This window comes from Pseudomonas chlororaphis, from assembly GCA_001023535.1.
GTDB classification, from domain to species: domain Bacteria; phylum Pseudomonadota; class Gammaproteobacteria; order Pseudomonadales; family Pseudomonadaceae; genus Aquipseudomonas; species Aquipseudomonas chlororaphis_E.
The window spans coordinates 2,311,071-2,329,974 of record CP011020.1 but is presented as its reverse complement, the minus strand read 5'-3'; the positions used below and the strand labels follow the sequence as shown (position 1 = coordinate 2,329,974).

General features: G+C 61.4%; 16 protein-coding genes and 1 pseudogene. 4 read left to right on the top strand and 13 right to left on the bottom strand.

Annotation, left to right across the window (positions count from 1 at the left end; genetic code table 11):
- Nucleotides 1-205: 205 nt before the first annotated feature.
- From VM99_10260 to VM99_10240, 5 genes are all read right to left on the bottom strand, one after another.
- Nucleotides 206-1,507, bottom strand: a complete 1,302-nt coding sequence (locus VM99_10260) for a membrane protein (protein ID AKJ98425.1) — start codon at nucleotides 1,505-1,507, stop codon at nucleotides 206-208.
- 52 nt (nucleotides 1,508-1,559) lie between these two features.
- Complete coding sequence (locus tag VM99_10255) at nucleotides 1,560-2,063, bottom strand: ureidoglycolate hydrolase (GenBank protein ID AKJ98424.1); 504 nt, start codon at nucleotides 2,061-2,063, stop codon at nucleotides 1,560-1,562.
- A gap of 122 nt (nucleotides 2,064-2,185) precedes the next feature.
- Nucleotides 2,186-3,181 (bottom strand): allantoicase, encoded by a 996-nt coding sequence (locus tag VM99_10250; protein ID AKJ98423.1) that lies wholly within the window; start codon nucleotides 3,179-3,181, stop codon nucleotides 2,186-2,188.
- A gap of 64 nt (nucleotides 3,182-3,245) precedes the next feature.
- Nucleotides 3,246-3,761 carry an OHCU decarboxylase gene (locus VM99_10245; GenBank protein ID AKJ98422.1) on the bottom strand — a complete coding sequence of 172 codons (516 nt, stop codon included), beginning with the start codon at nucleotides 3,759-3,761 and terminating at the stop codon, nucleotides 3,246-3,248.
- Nucleotides 3,758-4,699, bottom strand: a complete 942-nt coding sequence (locus VM99_10240; protein AKJ98421.1) for an allantoinase — start codon at nucleotides 4,697-4,699, stop codon at nucleotides 3,758-3,760. Before VM99_10240 ends, VM99_10245 begins: the two co-directional genes overlap by 4 nt.
- 412 nt (nucleotides 4,700-5,111) lie before the next feature.
- Here VM99_10240 and VM99_10235 point away from each other — a divergent pair, with 412 nt between their 5' ends.
- Nucleotides 5,112-5,465: a 5-hydroxyisourate hydrolase gene (locus VM99_10235; GenBank protein AKJ98420.1), complete on the top strand. Its 354-nt coding sequence runs from the start codon at nucleotides 5,112-5,114 to the stop codon at nucleotides 5,463-5,465.
- A 94-nt stretch (nucleotides 5,466-5,559) separates the two neighbouring features.
- On the opposite strand, the gene VM99_10230 is transcribed toward VM99_10235, so the two are convergent.
- The 5 genes and pseudogenes from VM99_10230 to VM99_10210 form a co-directional block, all read right to left on the bottom strand.
- Nucleotides 5,560-6,798, bottom strand: coding sequence for a hypothetical protein (locus tag VM99_10230; GenBank protein AKJ98419.1), 1,239 nt, complete (start codon nucleotides 6,796-6,798; stop codon nucleotides 5,560-5,562).
- A gap of 657 nt (nucleotides 6,799-7,455) precedes the next feature.
- A pseudogene (locus tag VM99_10225) lies at nucleotides 7,456-11,028 on the bottom strand (hypothetical protein).
- Between the two features lie 138 nt (nucleotides 11,029-11,166).
- The gene (locus VM99_10220; protein AKJ98418.1) at nucleotides 11,167-11,796 is read right to left on the bottom strand and encodes an amino acid transporter LysE; all 630 of its coding nucleotides are present in this window, start codon (nucleotides 11,794-11,796) and stop codon (nucleotides 11,167-11,169) included.
- Nucleotides 11,797-11,857: 61 nt separating this feature from the next.
- Nucleotides 11,858-13,207 (bottom strand): guanine permease, encoded by a 1,350-nt coding sequence (locus VM99_10215; GenBank protein AKJ98417.1) that lies wholly within the window; start codon nucleotides 13,205-13,207, stop codon nucleotides 11,858-11,860.
- Nucleotides 13,208-13,469: 262 nt separating this feature from the next.
- The gene (locus VM99_10210) at nucleotides 13,470-13,910 is read right to left on the bottom strand and encodes a MarR family transcriptional regulator (GenBank protein AKJ98416.1); all 441 of its coding nucleotides are present in this window, start codon (nucleotides 13,908-13,910) and stop codon (nucleotides 13,470-13,472) included.
- 81 nt (nucleotides 13,911-13,991) lie between these two features.
- Here VM99_10210 and VM99_10205 point away from each other — a divergent pair, with 81 nt between their 5' ends.
- Nucleotides 13,992-15,158 (top strand): GntR family transcriptional regulator, encoded by a 1,167-nt coding sequence (locus VM99_10205; GenBank protein AKJ98415.1) that lies wholly within the window; start codon nucleotides 13,992-13,994, stop codon nucleotides 15,156-15,158.
- Between the two features lie 149 nt (nucleotides 15,159-15,307).
- Here VM99_10205 and VM99_10200 read toward each other — a convergent pair whose 3' ends face one another.
- On the bottom strand, nucleotides 15,308-15,679 hold the full coding sequence (locus VM99_10200) for a glutaredoxin (GenBank protein AKJ98414.1): 372 nt from the start codon (nucleotides 15,677-15,679) through the stop codon (nucleotides 15,308-15,310).
- A 100-nt stretch (nucleotides 15,680-15,779) separates the two neighbouring features.
- A complete protein-coding gene (locus VM99_10195) occupies nucleotides 15,780-16,325 on the bottom strand; it encodes a GTP cyclohydrolase (GenBank protein ID AKJ98413.1) in 546 nt (181 codons plus the stop codon).
- Between the two features lie 393 nt (nucleotides 16,326-16,718).
- Between VM99_10195 and VM99_10190 the strand changes: the two genes are divergently transcribed.
- Nucleotides 16,719-17,261 (top strand): hypothetical protein, encoded by a 543-nt coding sequence (locus VM99_10190; protein ID AKJ98412.1) that lies wholly within the window; start codon nucleotides 16,719-16,721, stop codon nucleotides 17,259-17,261.
- 5 nt (nucleotides 17,262-17,266) lie between these two features.
- Entirely contained in the window at nucleotides 17,267-17,698 is a 432-nt protein-coding gene (locus VM99_10185; protein ID AKK01727.1) for a hypothetical protein, read from the top strand.
- A gap of 598 nt (nucleotides 17,699-18,296) precedes the next feature.
- Here the strand turns inward: VM99_10185 and VM99_10180 are convergent.
- Nucleotides 18,297-18,854, bottom strand: a complete 558-nt coding sequence (locus VM99_10180; GenBank protein AKK01726.1) for a DNA mismatch repair protein MutS — start codon at nucleotides 18,852-18,854, stop codon at nucleotides 18,297-18,299.
- Nucleotides 18,855-18,904: the final 50 nt, after the last annotated feature.

The window sequence follows — 18,904 nt, the reverse complement described above, 5'->3', positions numbered from 1 at the left end:
GGGGTCGAACGGGCGCGCAGGATACGGGCTTGTCTCGACGGGCTCAAGTGCCGTGCGGCGGCGCCTGGACGACGGGCCTGGGGCAGGGAGGCAGGGTTGGATCATCCGGTGCTTTCCTCTTGTTTTTATTGTTGAGGCAGGCCGTCGCTGGCGGGCGGCCGGTCGTGTGCCGGCTGCCCGTCAGCGGTATCGCGTGGCGCGGTCTTCAGTGGGTCTGCGCGCCCTGGTTGATCCAGGCGCCGATCAGGTCACGTTCCTGCTGGGTCATCTGGGTGATGTTGCCCAGGGGCATGATCTGGTTGGTCACGGCCTGGGCCTGGATGCGCGCGGCCTGTTCCTTGATCTGCTGCGGCGTGTCGAACATCACCCCGGCCGGCGCCGCGCTGAACAGCGGGCTGGTGGGCTTGGCCGAGTGGCAGACCGAGCAGCGTTCCTGGATCACGTTGTGGACCTTCTCGAACGACGGGCCCTGGACGTTGGAGGCCTGGGCAGGTTGTGCCGCCGGTGCGGCCGGCGTGGTCGCCGGCTTGGCACCCCCGCCCACGGCGGTTTCCGGCAGTGGCTGATACTCGATGGTCGCCGGGGCCTTGGCGACCTCCGGGGCGCTCGATGGAGGCTTGGGCCCGGTGACATACGCCAGGCAAATCATCGCCAGGGCGCCGACCGGCAACGTCCAGGCAAACCGGTTGCTGTCGTGGCGGGTGTTGAAGTAATGACGCACCAACACCGCGGCCACGGCGATACCGGCCAGGATCAGCCAGTTGTATGGGCTGCCGTAGGTGCTCGGGAAGTGGTTGCTGATCATGATGAACAGCACCGGCAGGGTGAAGTAGTTGTTATGGCGCGAGCGCAGCAACCCCTTGGCCGGCAGGGCCGGATCGGGCGTGCGGTTCTCGGCGATGGCGGCCACCAGGGCGCGCTGGGCCGGCATGATGATGCGGAACACGTTGCCGACCATGATCGTGCCGATCACTGCGCCGACGTGCAGGTAGGCACCACGACCACTGAACACCTTGCTGAAGCCATAGGCCGCCGCGATCAGCAGCACGAACAGGATCCCGCCGAGCAGGGCGGGGCGCTTGCCCAGGGCCGAGTCGCAGAGAAACGAATAGATGAACCAGCCGGCGAGCAACGAGCCGAGGCCCAGGGCCACGCCTTGCGGGCCGCTCAGTCCGCTGCCCGGTGCCAGCAGGTAGACGGTCGGGTTCCAGTAGAACACCACGCACAGCAGCGCGATGCCCGACATCCAGGTGAAGTAAGCTTCCCACTTGAACCAGTGCAGGTTGTCCGGCATGGCCGGTGGCGCGAGTTTGTATTTTTCCAGGTGATAGATGCCGCCACCGTGGATGGCCCACAGGTCGCCGGCCAGGCCGCTCCTGGGGTTGACGCGGTTGAGGTTGTTTTCCAGCCAGACGAAGTAGAACGACGCGCCGATCCAGGCCACGCCAGTGATCATATGAACCCAGCGAACGATCAGGTTCAGCCATTCCAGCATATGTGCTTCCACAGTCTTTACCTCTCGCCCGTCACGCTTGTTTTCGCGTGATCGGACGCTTCTCTTATTGGTGGGGATCGAGGATCAAACACTCATCCTCTATGAAGAAATGCTCATCGCAGTTATTGCCTGTGCCACTGCGATCAACCACCAGGAAGTCATCCCGCTTTTCGATCGTCAGCACCGGGTGGTGCCAGACGCCGCGATGGTAATTGATGCCCTGCCTGCCGTTGGTGACGAAGGCACGGGCCAAGCCTGATACAGGTGCATCGCCAAGTGGCGCGACCACGATCAGAAAGGGGTTGCCGAGCAGCGGAATGAAGGCCTGGCTGCCCAGCGGATGACGCTCCAGCATGCGCACGGTCAACGGCATCTGCAGCGCGTCGGCGCGGAAGATGCTGATGATCGCCTTGTCGTCCGGCAGCGCGGTTTCAACCGTCGCCAGGCGATGGAAGCGCATGGTCGAACCATTGTTGATCATGAAGTGATCGCTGCCGTCGGTTTCGATCACGTCACCGAACGGGGCGAAGGCTTCTTTGGTCAAGGGTTCGATCCTGAGTGTGCGCATGCTGGTCTTCTTATCTTGAATTCTGTGTTGTTTGTTGTGCCGCCATCGCGAGCAAGCTCGCTCCCACAGGGGAATGCATTTCAAATGTGGGAGCGAGCTTGCTCGCGATTTGGGTTCACCCCTTATTTCGATACCTTGCCAAGCACGCGCAGGCGGCTCACACCCCCATCCGGGAACACATTCAGGCGGATGTGGGTGATCGGCCCCAGGGCCTTGATCTGCTCGGCGAAGGTGTGTTCGGCGTGCATTTCCAGTTTCTGGCTCGGCAGCAGTTCGCGCCAGAACAGCGACTGGGTTTCGATCTGGCTGTCGGTGCCGCCCTTGACGAACGCGCCCTGGATCGAGCAGCTGTCCGGGTAGTTGCCCTTGAAGTGCAGGGTGTCGACGATCACTTTCTCGACGATGCCGGCATGGCCCAGGGCGACGATCACCCAGTCATTGCCTGGGGTGCGACGCCGGGCGGTTTCCCAGCCGTCGCCCATGTTGACGCCACGGCCTGGGTTGAGGATGTTGCTCATGCGGCCGAAGTGTTCGTCGGAGCAGGCCAGGGCGCGACCGCCGTTGAGGGCGGCGGCCAGGTCGATCTGTTCGTTGTCGCCCACCGCCGACCAGTCGCGATGCGGAATGCCGTAGACCCGCAGCCGGGCCACGCCGCCATCGGGGTAGATGTTGAAGCGCAGGTGGCTGAACGCCTGGTCGTTACTGATCTCGTGGTAGTGGTGGCTGTTGCCTTGCAGTTCGACGGCCGACAGCACTTCAGTCCACTGGGTGTTGTCGTCCGGCTCGCCTTCGGCCAGGAAACAGGCTTCCAGGGACGCCGACGGCGGGTAGTTGCCGGTGAAGAATGAAGTGTCGATGTCCACGCCCTTGATGGTGCCGGCCACGCCCAGGCGGATCACGGCGCTGTCGTAGCCTTCGAAGCGCTTGCGACGCGATTCCCAGCCGTCCATCCATTTGCCATTGTCATCGAACACGCCCTCTTTCCAGACGGCCGGGGTCGGTTGGAACAGGCGATTGGCGTCGGCGAACCAGTCGTCGGTGACCGAGATGATCTTGGTGCCGAGACGGGCGTCGGCCAGGTTGACGAACTTCTCGAAAGGTACGGCGTAAGCTTTCATTCTTCTTGTCTGCCTTTGAATAAGTTGGCTGGGGATGCTTGCAAGCCCTGGAGGTGGCTGCTCGCTAAAGGGTCAGTAATCGGAACAACGCGATCTTGTTGATCTCTGCCAGCGCGCACTTGAACTCGGTATCTACCGGGTTGTGGATGCGCGTTTCGAATGCCGCGAGGATCTGGTGCCGGTTGCTGCCTTTTACCGCCATGATGAAGGGAAACCTGAACTTGGCCTTGTAGGCGTCGTTCAGCTCGGTGAAGCGCTGGAACTCTTCGCTGGTGCATTGGTGGATACCGGCGCCGGCCTGTTCATGCGTGCTGGCTTCGGTCAGTTGGCCCTGGACGGCCGCTTTGCCGGCCAGGTCCGGGTGAGCGTTGATCAGGGCCAGTTGGCTGGCGTGATCGGCGCTCAAAAGGATGTCGCTCATGCGCTGGTGCAGGGTTTCGATCTGGTCGATCGACGGATCCTGGCCCAGGTCGAACGCCTTCTCGGCCACCCATGGCGAATGTTCATAGATGTCGGCGAAGGCCTCGATGAAGGCTTCGCGGCTCAGGGTGGACGGCTTGAGGGTCTGGAACGCGGTCATTTCGACGCTCCTGGCTTCGATGCGCCGGGGCAGGGATGGACCTGTTGCCAGTGACGGGCGATGTCGACGCGGCGGCTGAACCAGACCTGCTCGTGGCGCTTGGCGTATTCGAGGAAACGCTTGAGCGAGGCAAGGCGGGCGGGGCGGCCGATCAGGCGGCAGTGCAGGCCGATGGAGAGCATCTTCGGCGCTTCGGCGCCTTCGGCATACAACACGTCGAAGGCGTCCTTGAGGTACTGGAAGAAGTCGTCGCCGTTGTTGAACCCCTGCACCTGGGTGAAGCGCATGTCATTGGTGTCGAGGGTGTACGGGATCACCAGGTGCGGCTTGCCGTTGGGGGTGTTGGGTTCCCAGTAGGGCAGGTCATCGTCGTAGGTGTCGCTGTCATAGAGGAAACCGCCTTCTTCCATCACCAGCCGACGGGTGTTGGGACCGGTGCGCCCGGTGTACCAGCCCAACGGACGTTCGCCGGTGATTTCGGTGAGGATGCGGATCGCTTCGAGCATGTGCTCGCGTTCCTGGGCTTCGTTCATGTACTGGTAGTCGATCCAGCGGTAGCCATGGCTGCAGATCTCGTGACCGGCGGCGACCATGGCGCGGATCACGTCCGGATGGCGCTGGGCGGCCATGGCCACGGCGAAAATGGTCAGCGGGATGTCGAATGACTTGAACAGCTTGAGGATCCGCCAGACACCGGCACGGCTGCCATACTCGTAAAGCGACTCCATGCTCATGTTGCGCTCGCCCTGCAGCGGTTGCGCCGCGACCATCTCCGACAGGAACGCTTCGGATTCCTTGTCGCCATGCAGGATGTTGCGCTCGCCACCTTCCTCGTAGTTGAGGACGAAGGACAGGGCGATACGGGCATTGCCCGGCCACTGGGGATGGGGAGGGTTACTGCCGTAACCGATCAGGTCGCGTGGGTAGTCAGCGCTCACTGCAGTCTTCCTTCTTGTTCGAACCATGTAGGTGGCGCCCCGGTGATGGATCTTGGGCTGGCGTCACGACGATGGAGTGATTGTATACAACTTTATGTGCAGTTTGTAAGCCTGAATTTTCGCAATTTTCGCACTTGTCCGGTATAGGCCTACACTGCAAGAAATCTGCCCGTTTGGTCAATTAACCGATAGAAGCTTAGCGTATCTGCTGGTTTGGCGGCAGATTGGCGAGGACCCAGGGACGATGGAGTCGGCGGAAAAGTTTCTGTTTTTTATTGTGTACAATTTTCTTTTAAAGTGTCTTAATTCGCTCATCGCCGCGACCGTTCGTGCTCCGAAATGGTGCGGCCTGTCTTTCAACCGATCAGGAGGCGTCGGGCCGGACTGCCCAGCAGCGAGGCGCGCACAATCAATGGGACGTTTGACTACTCACGTTTTGGATGCTGCACATGGCTGCCCGGGCAGTTCGATCAAGATTGAACTGTACCGCGTGGAAGGCTCGCACCTGCAGCAGGTCGCCAGCGCGCTGACCAACAGCGATGGCCGTTGCGACGCGCCGCTGCTGCAAGGGGATGACTACCGTTCGGGGGTCTATCAGTTGCAGTTCCACGCCGGTGACTACTACCGCGCCCGGGGGGTGCAACTGCCCGATCCGGCTTTCCTCGACGTGGTGGTGTTGCGCTTCGGCATTTCAGCCGAGCAGGAGCACTACCACGTGCCCCTGCTGATTTCGCCGTATGCCTATTCAACTTATCGAGGCAGCTGACCCCAAGCAGCAGCCTGGTCCTGGAAGCCATTGCGCATGTAGCTTCCCTGGTTTTTCGCCCGCCCACACTGCGGGCTTTTTTTTGCTTGCAGGTTTACAGCCGGGCGTTGTCATCGCGGATGATGAAGACGGTGTCGGCGACGCCTGGCAGGATCTGCGAACCACCCTTGAGCCAGACGATCCTGTTGGCCTCGTGGGCGTCCTTGACGGCTTGCGCGGCGGCGTCGCCGACCTGGGTTTCCAGGTTCATGCCGGTTGTGTTGGGGTTGTTGTGCGTGGGCAAGGACAGCTTCGGGATCCGGGTGCGGTGCAGGCTCATGAAAAACAGATAGTCGTGCCCCGTGCGTCGAAAGACCAATGCCGGAAAACTGTTGAAGTTGTTGGGCTCCATGACCGTGTAACCATTGCGGGTCAACAGGCCGGCCATGAAGCGCTTGAAGTCTATGGTCGAGTAGGTCGAGAGAAAGTATTCCCACTGCTGCCTGAACCGCATGGGGTCGAAGTCCAGCCGGTTTAATGCACCTGTCGAGGACGGGGCGGGCAGGTCGATGGCGCGGGAGGTGTTGGTGATTCCTGCCGTGGTGGGAAGCGTCGACAGCATCAGCAACGGATCGCTCCATTGCGGGTGAGGGGAAGGGGTGGCGTGTTTCCAGCTGTGGAAAATCTGCCGCAGAGCGGTCAGTCCCGCGGCGTCGGCATACGGGGAGCTGTTGGCCAGTTCGAACTGCCTCCTGGCGATGTTTTCCAGGGTAACGGTGGTGACCTCCGGAAAAATGTCCCTGACGTGAGCCGTCAATGTTTTTTCGAACGGCAGCCGGGCGTCGATTTCCCAGTGATCGTGCGGCGGAACACGTATCACGGCCCTGGGCTGTTCTTCGGGCGTGTGCCTGAGGATGGCTTCCAGCACATCGAAATCATAGGCCGGATGCAGGGGCGGCTGGATGTACAGGATCGGGAATTCCCGCGCGTCCATGCGGCTCATCACCTTGTAGTGGACACCGCTCACGGTGATGAACTGGGGCAGTGCGAGCGTTGGCTTGAACGCCCACTCCGGCCTGAACACTGGCGGGGGTTCCACGCTGGCTTCGTTTTGCGGTGTCGGTGCCGGAGTCGTGCGCTGGCGCTTGGGCGCCGTCGCTTCGGATGAATCATCGTCCGACAGGCTGTGCAAGGTCATGGTCAGCGAGGCGTCGCTGCTGTCCGACTCGACCGCAACGGCAACCCGCCGCCACAGCAGGCTGCCTGCCACTTGTTCCAGGCGTGGCCCGGAGGCGACCAGCTCGGCGCTGGAGCGGGCCCTGTGGTGGCCTTCGGCATCGTGGCCCAGCAGCACCGTCCCGCCTTCTTCCAGTTCGACGTACGTGCGTGTCCTGAATGTGCGGATGCCCGAGGTGGCGTCGGGCGCTGATAACAGGGGCACCAGTTCCGGCGAAAGGTAGTAGGGGTCCAGCGACAGGGCGCCGGGCAGCGTGTCGACGGGCGCCGGTGAACTGATGTCGGAGAGATGGACAGGGCTGTGCAGAGGCTCTGGCGCCTGGGTGTCGCTTCCCGATGACGAACTGGAGGTCGTCTCAACGCCATCTCCCCTGACGGGGTTCCTGGGCAATGTTTGTGCCTGCGTGTCGCGCTGGCTGTGGGGCGCTTCGGGCGGTTGGCCTGGCACCGTAGGCCGGATAGGGCGTTTTGGACTCATGGAATGTGTCTGCTCTTGAGTTGAACAAAATGGTCGAGCCTGCGGCCTGTCGCGCTGACAGGCTGGGGCCTTGAAGATGTTCAGTGAAAAAGAGCAGGCGGGTGCACTACATAGATATGGCGCTCGAACGAACCTTCGGCAAAATCCGCATCAAGACGGCGATTGCTCGGATAGCACCGCATCGAGCGTGCGAACCCAGGTGGAATAGGGGAGTTCTGCGCCGAACGTCGGGCTCAGGCTGACGGCGTAGGCCAGCATCAGCGACCTGCTCAGCGTGAAGCCCTCCACCAGTTTCACGCACTGTTCCCGCAACAGGCGCAGGGCGTTGTCGCCCAGGGGTGGGTGCTGGCTGAGGCCTTCGCGGACGAGGTCCTGATAGACCTGGAGATGGTGGTCGCACAGCTCGGTCTTTTTCAGCTGATGCGCCGTGATGACCCGCGAGGGGTCCGTATCAAGGCGCCATTGACGAGCCTGAAGGTGATAACTCAAGGTGCCGGGTGAACCGTCCTTGAGGGCCATGTGGGACACCTTCAAGGACTCGGACGACAGCTTGGCCAGTTCGCTAGGCAATGGCGCGTCGGCATCGATCATGGGCGCCAGGTAGCGGCCATCCAGCGATTCGACGTAGACCCGCTCGAACAGGCTGTCGACGCCATAGACGACGCCCTGCGCGGTAATCACCCGTATCCGGTCGACCAGGTCTTGCGCTTCATGGGCAGGTAGATGGATGACCGTTGCGCCGATGTGCAACCGGTTGGACGCGAGGGTGATCTCGACCTGGCCGAGGGCCGTGGCATCGAGCTCCCAGGTGGAGGCATGGGGCAAGCGGGGGTTGGCATTGGCCAGCGCGCCCGGCGTGGACAGGCGCAGCGTCACGTTCGGGCTCAGGTGAACCAGGTACGTCGCGCCCTGGCCGATCAGGACTTCGACACCGCTTTGGTGCGCAGAGGCCGTGAGCTTGGCGCAGGTCGCCCGGTGGCCCATGTAATGGGGCGTTTTATCCAGGGGTTGGAGGTAGGCGTAACGCTTTCGGGTGGGCGTGAGCGCCTGGGGCGCTTCGGTTTTCCAGCTCACGGGGGCTTTGTGGATGAAGCGCTTGTCCAGCAACAGGCCGTAGTCGGGAGTGGGTTGGGCCAGGCGGTATGACGCGCCGTCATTCATGACCAGGATGAACACGTGCTGCGACACCAGGGCGGAAAAGGCCCGGCGCCCGGTTGGCTTGTCGCGCGCGGTGTAGCGCTCGTCGGAACTGGCCAGATTGTTCAGCACGACCCGGTTTTTGCCAAAGTGCAGCGTCAGGCCACATTCGCCGTACCTGACGCTGTCCCCTTCGTCGTCCTGGGTGACATGGGCGTTGTAGTGGGCCTCGATCCGGGTCAACGCCGCGTGGCTGTAGTCCAGGTGAAGCGTGGTGGAGCAGTCACTTTTGTGCCTGACGTTAAGGGTGGTGAGCTCCACTCGCCGGGACACGTAATGGCTGGTGTCTCTGTCGTGGGCGATCGACAGCTCGCTGTGATCATTCAGGATGCTCGGGTTTCGCGGTGTGCCTTGCTGCACCATGATGGCTTCGACGGCGAGCCGGTTGCCATCCTCGAGGGTGTCGGGCAGGTCGGGCACCCAATGGAAGCCGTCCTGGGTGACGAAGGTCAGCCGGCTGTTTTGCAGTGCCCTTGGGTAGGCCGTGTCGCTGTAGACATTGTTGACGGTCACAGTGCGAACGTCCCAGTCGTTTGCATCGAAGCAGGCCGTCATCACCAGGTTGCCCGCTTCGATGGCCCAGCTTTCGATCAGGTCCGCGCGCCAGTCCAGGGCGATGATGCTGTGGTCCACACCGTCTTCGCTGATCCAGACATGGCCGGGGCGATGGGCGATGGCATAGACGTCGGCCCCCGGGCCGCCATCTGCGTTGCGGTTGCTGGCGCCGAGGATGAAAATCCGGTCATCCCCGGCGCCGGCCTCGATTGAATCGTGGCCGCGGGACTTGAGGGTGTTCGAGCCGGCCGTTCCCTTGATGACGCTGGTGCCGCCCTCACGGATCTCGACGTGTTCGATGCCTTCCAGGACGGTCGCGCGGTAGGCGCCGCTCGCCGCTCCGGCGATGACGCTGACTTGCCCGGCCTCCAGGTCGACGTGATAACCCAGTCGCGGCGCCGGGGAGTTGCTGTTTCGGCCGGCCAGGATCAGCGTGTCGCTGCCCGCGCCGCCCACCAGGCGATTGGGCGAAGGCGCCGGTTCCTGCGCGAGGATCTGCGGCGAGCCCTCGAAAATGAACACGTCATCTTTCGTCCCGCCGGTCAGCGTTTTCAGACCGCTGGCGTAATGGAACACGTTGGGTTTGTTTTCTGCGCCCAGGAGGGTGTCGTTGCCACCGCCGATGTACCAATGAATGCCTTTGTGATCCTCCGCTGCTTCAATGACGGCACCGGGCGTCTCGGCGGTGACGCCGTCGCGTGCATCGATCGTGTCATCGCTGTCCTGGATCCGCGGGCGCACGGTCGTCGCCGGCTGGCGCTTGCCGGTCCACCAGTTCCAGGTGTTGTAGGTCACCGGTTCGAGTTCCACGGTGAACGTGCCGTTCACGATTGCCTCGGTACTGTCCTTCAACGGCCCCCTGAGCAGCTTCAAGGCGTTGGCCTGGAGTCGTTGGGTGTGCTCGGCGGTGGCCTTGGCGACCAGGTAGCGATCACGGATTTCGTCATCCGGGCTGATCATCCAGAAGGCGAACCAGCCCGTACGCAAGCGTTCATGGACGGTGAGCTGCAGGTAGTCGTCGATTTCATCGACTTGACGGATGGCGCCCCAGATTTGTGAGCCAACCACCAGAATCAGCCCTGCGGCCAGGCCCGCGGGTCCGGCCGAGGTGAACCCGGCCAGCGCGGCGACACCCAGGGTCACGGCCATGGCGGCGCTGGTGACGCTCAACGCGGCGCTGACGTAGTGATCGGTGGCCTCGCTGCCGGTGGCGGAGGCGGCGGTCTTGAAGGCGTCGACGGCGGCGATGATGTCGAAAGGCAGGGTCAGTACGCTGGCAATCAGGCCACTTCCACGGGCCAGGCGGATGGCGAACATGGTCTTGCCGAAGTCCTCCAGAGAGCGTTGGCCGGCCTTGATCATCTGGGTGGCTTGTCGGGTCACCAGTGCCTCGACGCCGATGGACGCCACCTCGGCGCTCACGCTGGCACCGTTGAACAGCGTCTGGTAGGCGTCCTGGTCGCGGATGGCGTCTTGCAGGCCTCGCAGGCCGCTATAGATACCGAAAGCCTGGAGGCCCAGGCCGGTAGGAATGAGCACATGGCTCTTGGTCTGGCTCAACCAGCTCAGCGACTGTTGCGCCAGGCCACGGCTGTCGAGGTTCTGGGCCAGTTTCAAGAGCCGCTCCAGCGTACTCCGGTTGCTGCCCGGCTCAACCTGGATTTGCCTGGGTTGCCCCAGCAATGGGCGCGCGGCCCGGGACCGCAGGCTGGCCATTTCGAAGAGCAGGGTGGGCAGGCGATAGTCGTTGGCATCGGCGGTGAGTGTCAGGCGGGTTTCGAGGGCATCCGGGTCGAGCTGCAGTGAATCCAGGAAAAAGCGGCTGGGGATGCGAAAGAACGTGTTGTCACCGTTCAGCGGCTGCCCATCGGTCGTCGCACCCAGTGCGTCCAGGGCTGAACGGGTGACGGTTACGGAGCCGATGTGGAGCGGGCCGTAAAGTTGATCGACGACCTTGAGCTGGGCGTGCCTGTGGGCGTCTTCGGGGCTGGGCGGCGTCGTATCGGCTGCCCGAAAATCGAGTGTCTGGGGGCTGTGTTCATTCGTGTGCAGACCCAGGTCCGTGACAACGACACCGTGGTCGTCAGGGGCGGAGTGGGGCGGGGTAACCTCGGCCATGGTGAACTTCCTTGTTCAACGGTACGTGAATGGCCTTCTATGTAAGGTGTTTTCCCTGGGGTGTATATCGATGGGTTGTTGCCATGTTTTGCCAAGGTCTGGGCTCGAAGGGCGCAGGCCATCCGTGGTGAACGACGCTCAGTGGGCGGACATCAGCGATGCCGCGCCCGCGCCACCGAACAGGCCGGCACTGATGCGGTTGAACCAGCTCTGGCCCTTGCCCGTGCGCAGGTACCGCGCCGCACCGTGGGCGCCGAGCCCGTAGGCCAGCTTGCACAGCAGGTCGAGGACGGTCCAGGTGGCGATCATGATCAACAGTTGGGGCAGGAACGGCTGTTCGGCGCTCAGAAACTGCGGCAGGAAGGCGGCGAAGAACAGGATGTCCTTCGGGTTGCTGGCGCCCAACACGAAGGCCCGGCCGAACAGTGCGCGAAAGCGCGGCACGGCGGCGGCCTGGGGCACCTCGGCGCCCTGGGAGGGCTGGCGCGATTGCTGCCAGCTCTGCCAGGCCAGGTAGAACAGGTACAGCGCGCCGGCGATTTTCAGGCCGCTGAAGAGTTTTTCCGAGGCCAGCAGCAATGCGCCGAGCCCCAGCGCCGAAGCGCTCAGCAGGCAGATCGAGGCAATCACCCCGCCAAGGAATGCCGGGTACGAGCGTCGCAGGCCGTAGTTCAGGCTGTTGCCGATCATCAACAGCGACAGGGGCCCGGGGATGAGGATCACCACCAGCGCGGCGCCACTGAACAACAGCCAGGTTTCCAGATTCATTGCTTTGCTCCTGATGTACAAAAGCCTCACCCAAGGGTGAGGCGGTGGATAAGGGGGCCGCTTACAAGAAGATGAACTTGGCGATGAAGATCGCGCAGAGCACCCACAGGCTGACGGAAATGTCCTTGTGCTTGCCGGTGCCGGCCTTGAGCACCACATAGGTGATGAAGCCCAGTGCGATGCCGTCGGCCACCGAGAATGTCAGAGGCATCATGATGGCCGTGACAATGGCCGGGATGCTGTCGGTCGGTTCGTCCCATTCGATGTGCGCCATGCCGCCCATCATCAGCATGGCGACGTAGATCAGCGCGCCGGCGGTGGCGTAGGCCGGGATCATCCCCGCCAGTGGCGCGAAGAACATCGCGGCAATAAATAGCACACCGACGGTCACGGCGGTAAGCCCCGTGCGACCACCCGCGGCCACACCGGCGGCGCTTTCTACGTAGCTGGTCACGGGCGGCACGCCGACCATGGCGCCGAAGACACTGGAGGCGCTGTCGGCCTTCAGGGCGCGGGACAGGTTTTCGATCTTGCCGTCGGCCTTCACCAGCCCGGCGCGCTGGGCAACGCCCATCAAGGTGCCGGCGGTGTCGAACATGTGCACGAACAGGAAGGCCAGCACCACGCTGATCATGCTGATGTTGAACACGCCGGCCACGTCCATGGCCATCCAGGTCGGCGCCAGGCTCGGCGGCGTCGACATCACGCCGTTGTAGTGCACCAGCCCCAGGCCCCAGCCGGCCAGAGTCACGGCAATGATGCTGATCAGGATCGCGCCGAACACCCGATGGTAACTGAGCACCGCGATCATCAGGAAGCACACGGCGGCCAGCAGCGGGCCGGGTTCACGCAGCGAGCCGAGCTTGATCAGGGTCGCCGGGCTGTCGACGACGATCCCGGCGGTTTTCAGGCCGATCAACCCAAGGAACAAGCCGACCCCGGCGCCCATGGCGAACCGCAGGCTTACCGGAATGCTGTTGAGCAGCCACTCGCGCACCCGCGACAGGGTCAGGAACATGAACAACACGCCGGAAATGAACACCGCGCCCAACGCGGTTTCCCAGTTGTAGCCCATGGTGCCGACCACGGTGTAGGTGAAGAATGCGTTCAGACCCATGCCTGGCGCCAGGCCCACCGGCCAGTTGGCGTACAGCCCCATCAACAGGCACCCCAGCGCGGCGGCGATGCAGGTGGCGACAAACGCGGCGCCGTGATCGATGCCGGCGTCGGCCATGATGTTGGGGTTGACGAAAATGATGTAGGCCATGGTGATGAAGGTCGTCAGGCCGGCAATCAATTCGGTCTTCACCGTGGTGCCGTGCACGCTGAGTTTGAAGATGCGCTCCAGCCAGCCACTGCGTGATGGCGGCGAGAGGTCCAGCGTCTGGGCTTCGGGTTTGCGGCTTTCCACAGCGAGTACTCCTCAACAGTTTTATTGTTATTTCCAGCACCGCAGACCCTGAGGAGGGCTGCGAGGCTTTGAGGCAGGTAAGGCTGGCGACGTTTTGTTGACCTATTGGTCAGGAACTCGCACGAAGCGAATTATGCTTTTGTATACAAATAAAGCAAATAATGTTTTTTGTGTTGTGGACTAAAAAACGGGGGGAGAAGGATATATCGGCGTTCGCGAGCAGGCTCGCGAAAGCGTCAGCCCGGAAAACTGCGGGCCGGAATCAGTCCGCAGGCCCCTTGCCGAGCGCCTGGTTAACCGCGAGCCAGCCATTGACCGCGGTCTCCCCGGCCTCGGCGAACACCCGCTCCAGCAATTTCACCTGCTCACGTCGCAGCGCCTGCTCGAACCGCTCGCCCTCGGACGTCAATTCCAGCAGCCGCTTACGCTTGTCGGTCTCGGAGGCGAGGCTGTTGACCAGATGCATTTCCATCAACTGGCGCAACGGCATGTTCAACGCCTGCTTGCTGACGCCGAGTAGCGCCAGCAGTTCTTTCACGCTCAACGACGGGTAGCGGGCAATGAAGAAAACGATGCGCTGATGGACCCTGCTCAATCCGCGGCGCTCAAGCATTTCATCGGCCTTGGCGGTGAACGCCTGGTAACCGAAGAAGAACGCTTCCATGGCCATTTGCTGTGAAGTCGGGTTTTTAAGGTCAAGCATATTGACGTATCCAGAAAGAGCGAGGTAATTTCGGTCAACCAGTTTGACTCATTTTCCCAGCGACCGGCTACAGGTGACTCCATGGCTTTTTCCGAACGTGTCTCGCGCCTCAAAAGCTCCTTGATCCGAGAAATCCTCGCCGCGGCGCAGCGCCCTGAAGTGATGTCGTTCGCCGGTGGCCTGCCGGCCGAAGCCATGTTGCCGAAGGTGGAGTGGGCTGCCATGCCGCTGTCCATGGGCCAATACGGCATGAGCGAAGGTGAGCCGGCGCTGCGCGAAGCCCTGGCAGCGCAGGCGCGTTCGCTGGGCCTGGCCTGTGAAGCGAGCCAGGTGCTGGTGGTCAGCGGCTCCCAGCAAACCCTCGACCTCACGGCCAAGTTGCACATCGACGTGGGCACCGAAGTGCTGCTGGAAGCGCCGACGTACCTGGCGGCGCTGCAGATTTTCCAGTTGTTCGGTGCCGCTTGCATCACCGTGCCCCTGGAGACCGATGGCCCCGACCTGCACGCGCTGCGCGCCCGACTGGAGCGGCATCGGCCCGCGTTCATCTACCTGATCCCGACGTTCCAGAATCCGTCGGCGGTACGCTACAGCGAGGCCAAGCGCGATGCCGTGGCGGCGCTGCTGGACGAGTTCGGGGTCACCCTGGTGGAAGACGAGCCGTACCGTGAACTGACCTTCGACGGTGCCAGTGCTACGCCGATTGCCAGTCGCCTGAAGAACGCCAGTTGGATCTACACCGGCACCGTGTCGAAAACCCTGCTGCCGGGGCTACGGGTGGGGTACCTGATCGCCAGTCCGGATCTGTTCCCGCACCTGCTGCGGCTCAAGCAGTCGGCTGACCTGCACACCAATCGCATCGGCCAGTGGCAGGCGCTGCAATGGATCGGCACCGAGCAGTACCGTCATCATTTGAGTGAGTTGAGGGATTTTTACCGGGACCGGCGTGATCGGTTCCAGGCGGCGCTGCAAACGCACTTTTGCGACATCGCCGATTGGAACGTACCCCAGGGCGGGCTGTTTTTCTGGCTGACCCTCAAGCAACCGCTGGACACCCGCACGTTGCTCGCCACCGCGCTGGCGGCCGACGTCGCGTTCATGCCCGGGGAGCCGTTCTTCCCCGAGCCGGACCAGCATCCGGGGCACCTGCGCCTGAACTTCAGCCACATTGACCCGGCGCGACTGGATGAAGGGTTGCGTAGATTGGCGGGGGTGGTGCGGGCGGCGCTGGCTGCGCAGGCGGCTTGATAACGCGCAGTTTTGCGGGGGCTGTGCGGGCCTCTTCGCGGGCAAGCCCGCTCCCACAGGAATGGATGTGAATAAAATCCTGCATTCACACTGAACCGTTGTGGGAGCGGGCTTGCCCGCGAAGAGGCCCAGCATTCACTGCAAAATCATCAGACTGCCGAAAACCGCTTATCCAGATACTCGATGATCACCTTGGATTCATACATCCAGGTGGTCTGGCCATCTTCTTCAATACGCAGGCACGGCACTTTGATCTTGCCGCCTTGCTCCAGCAGCGTCTGGCGATCCTGTGCGTTGTTCTTCGCATCGCGCAACGCCACCGGCACGTTCAGGCGGCGCAGGGTGCGGCGGGTCTTCACGCAGAACGGGCAGGCGTGGAACTGGAACAGCGTCAAGCCGCGGGCAGCCTGGTCGACCTGCGCCTGGGCTTGCGCCGGGCGTTGTTTCTTGCCGGGACGGGTGATGAAGTCGATGAAGATGATCAGTTGGCCCAGGCCAACTCGAAGCGCTTTGACGATCACGGTATAAGTCTCGTGGCACGGGAAGAGGGCGCGCAGCTTACCTGATTTTCACGGGCGAAAAAAAACCGGCCATCGATGCCGGTTTTCTTCGCGAAACGGTTTACTTGATGAGGCTGAGGAATTCCATGCGCGTCGCGGCATTTTCGCGGAACTCGCCAAGCATCACCGAGGTGATCATCGAGGAATTCTGCTTTTCCACGCCGCGCATCATCATGCACATGTGCTTGGCCTCGATCACCACCGCCACGCCCAGGGCGCCGGTCACCTGCTGGATCGCATCGGCGATCTGGCGGCTGAGGTTTTCCTGGATCTGCAGGCGACGTGCGTACATGTCGACGATGCGCGCGACCTTCGACAGCCCCAGCACCTTGCCGCTCGGGATGTAGGCGACATGGGCCTTGCCGATGAAAGGCAACAGGTGGTGTTCGCACAGCGAGTACAACTCGATGTCCTTGACCAGCACCATTTCGCTGTTGTCAGAGCTGAACAAGGCACCGTTGGTGACTTCTTCCAGGGTCTGTTCGTAGCCGCGGCAGAGGTACTGCATGGCCTTCGCAGCGCGCTTGGGCGTATCGAGCAGGCCCTCGCGGGAGACGTCCTCGCCCAGTTGGCCGAGAATCGCGGTGTAATTCTGTTCCAGTGTCACAGAGCGTTATTCCGTATGGGTTCTAGAGGGGTACGGATTCTGTCTGTACCAATTTTTACCAATCAGGCTGTGCTCCAGCTGCCCGACTCGCTCTCCAATCTTCACTGGAATTCGGTTTATCGGGTGTAAGTCGTCAACAGCGGTTGCTGTAACTGGGCTGATTCGCAATGAACTCAAGGTTCATACCTGCCATGGAGCACATGGTAGCGTATGTATGCTGGCAGTTGTATCGCCGTCTTGCCCAGCTCTGCAACGCGATGAACGGTGCCTCGAAATGTTTTGTCAAGCACGCGCTCGCCTGGTTGGCTTTACTACCGGCTACACGATGCCATAGCATCAGCGCTTGGCTTCTCTGTATAGTATTTGAGCAATTTCGCAGGTTTGGTGACGTTTATGACCGCCGTAACGGTTCAAAGCAAAGGCTCTTGGTCGGGGCCGACCATGGCCATGGCTATGGCTGCAGCATGCTTGGTTATGACAGACCAAATGGCGTTTGCTGAGATGAGCGTGCCAGCCAGAGCGCCAGTAAGCCCAGCCAAGCAGCCGGCCGCAGCAAAACGGGTGCAGGATCTTGTGCAAAAAGCTGTCGCCGAGCTAGGCAAACTCGAAGCCGACATGGCCAAGTACACGACTATTTTGTGCCAGGATAACGTTCCGGAACGCTATCTGGAGGATCAGCCTTTTGGCTTGATTGCGGATAACTTGCGATTCGCTGAGAAGAAGCTCCGTGATTTCGGCACTCCGGTCGGTCGAGAGAAAGACTTCAGCAGGCTGATTCGGGCGGTAGCGAAAGCTCGCTCGGTTGCGGCCATGAATGACTCTCTGATCCGGCAACGCACCACCACTCCAGATGTCCTTGAAAGCGATATCGACCTGGAGGGGCTGAAAGCCCTCACCGCTCGCACTACTAAACGCCTGATCGATCAAGCCGGATAGTGGCTATCCAAGTCGAAGTTCATCCTGAATTGCGGGCTGATATCGAATCGGCGCTCGCAGGCCATCCTTTTTTACTAGATCAGATAGTTAGAGACTTCACGGCCTGTATGGCTAGCAAAGGCCAGACGCTCCCGAGTTATATGGGATGTGATCAGCCGTATCACGAGCCCGCGGCGGCTCGATCCGGTCAGTTGCGACATATTCACATCGCTCTTCCACCCCAGACATTCAGGGCTACTGATCGGCAGGCCTATAGAAAATGCGACATAAAGCGGCCACAGCTGGACGCGGCTCTTGTCTACGTACAAGGCGAGCTATACGAAGATCGATACATGATCCTTGCGTTCTTCGCGCCGTATGCCCATGACAAGGCGAAAGTTGATGCCGTGATGACTAGGCTTGGGATACTGGCGAAAAAGTTTCGAGACGAGAACTGACTGATATTAGGGGTCTGGAAAAGTACTACCCCATCGCGACGACGGGTAGGCAAGTCTCGAAAAACAGATCCAACGTTCTGAGCTCTTAAATTATTTCCAGCCGCCTTCGGGCGGTTTTTTCTCTTCTGGATAATCAGCGGTTTAAGGGCAACTCTCTGGACGGAGTCAGTGCCAAGGACGGCTGGATCTTCAGCGCGGTAGCTCATTTAGAAGACCAAACCTGATTCTTTAAACTTGATTAAAAGGTTTGGCTACCAATCAAGGACGAAACTGCGCACTGAGCAGGGACTATTAAATAGTCGGGAAACCGACACGCAAGCTCGGTGAGGATCGAAGGATCGCCGGGCCATAAAGCAAATCCCGGATGCTCAAAACGTGTCGGGTTTGTTTTGTTTCAACCCCGTCAGGATCAAGAGGAGTGCAGGGTTGGACATCAGCAAAGTTATACGCTCGATTTTATTGCTAGCTATCAAAATGCCTGCCTGGCGGTTCGTTTTGCTTTGCTTACTCGGGCTAGTAGTCGCAACTGGATATTTAGCTGGAAACGTCCCGTGGGAAAAGATTTTCTAGCGATTTAGACGTCTGGATATTTTCCGGGCTACTCGTCGCGACCTTCCATCATGGTGCGCTTGAGCATCACGTAGACCGCCCCGGCACCGCCATGTTTCGCCTGGCAGGAGGTGAAACCCAGCACTTGAGGGTGCTGGCGCAGCCAGGTGTTGACGTGGCTCTTGATCATCGGCCGCTTGCCGTCCAGGCGCACGGCCTTGCCGTGGGTGACGCGCACGCAGCGGATTTCGAACCGGGTGGCTTCGGCCAGGAAGGCCCAGAGGGTTTCCCGGGCCTTTTCGACGCTCATGCCGTGCAGGTCGAGGCTGCCCTCGAAAGGGATCTGGCCGACCTTCAGCTTGCGCATCTGGCTTTCCTGGACGCCGTCGCGCGCCCACATCAGTTCGTCTTCGGGGCCGACGTCGATCACGAACTGGTCGGACAGGCCGTCCACGGTCGTGGCATCGTTGCGCACGGTGGCGGCTTGGCGCAGCTTGGCGATCTGGGCGCGATCGGCCTTGGGCTTGCCGGTCTCGGCACGGTCGTGTTTGATCGGTTTTACGCCCTGGATCGCACTTTTGAACAGGGAAAAGTCGTCGTCTTGCATGTCAGCCTCCGCGAAGCCGGCCAGTTTACCCAACTCTGGCGGGATCAGGC

Bases quoted from the DNA above. Each gene is read 5' to 3' on its own strand.
- VM99_10255 (AKJ98424.1), bottom strand. From the start codon at position 2,063: ATGCGCACACTCAGGATCGAACCCTTGACCAAAGAAGCCTTCGCCCCG.
- VM99_10205 (AKJ98415.1), top strand. From the start codon at position 13,992: ATGGCTTTTTCCGAACGTGTCTCGCGCCTCAAAAGCTCCTTGATCCGA.
- VM99_10235 (AKJ98420.1), top strand. From the start codon at position 5,112: ATGGGACGTTTGACTACTCACGTTTTGGATGCTGCACATGGCTGCCCG.
- VM99_10245 (AKJ98422.1), bottom strand. From the start codon at position 3,761: ATGACCGCGTTCCAGACCCTCAAGCCGTCCACCCTGAGCCGCGAAGCC.
- VM99_10210 (AKJ98416.1), bottom strand. From the start codon at position 13,910: ATGCTTGACCTTAAAAACCCGACTTCACAGCAAATGGCCATGGAAGCG.
- VM99_10190 (AKJ98412.1), top strand. From the start codon at position 16,719: ATGACCGCCGTAACGGTTCAAAGCAAAGGCTCTTGGTCGGGGCCGACC.
- VM99_10250 (AKJ98423.1), bottom strand. From the start codon at position 3,181: ATGAAAGCTTACGCCGTACCTTTCGAGAAGTTCGTCAACCTGGCCGAC.
- VM99_10220 (AKJ98418.1), bottom strand. From the start codon at position 11,796: ATGAATCTGGAAACCTGGCTGTTGTTCAGTGGCGCCGCGCTGGTGGTG.
- VM99_10180 (AKK01726.1), bottom strand. From the start codon at position 18,854: ATGCAAGACGACGACTTTTCCCTGTTCAAAAGTGCGATCCAGGGCGTA.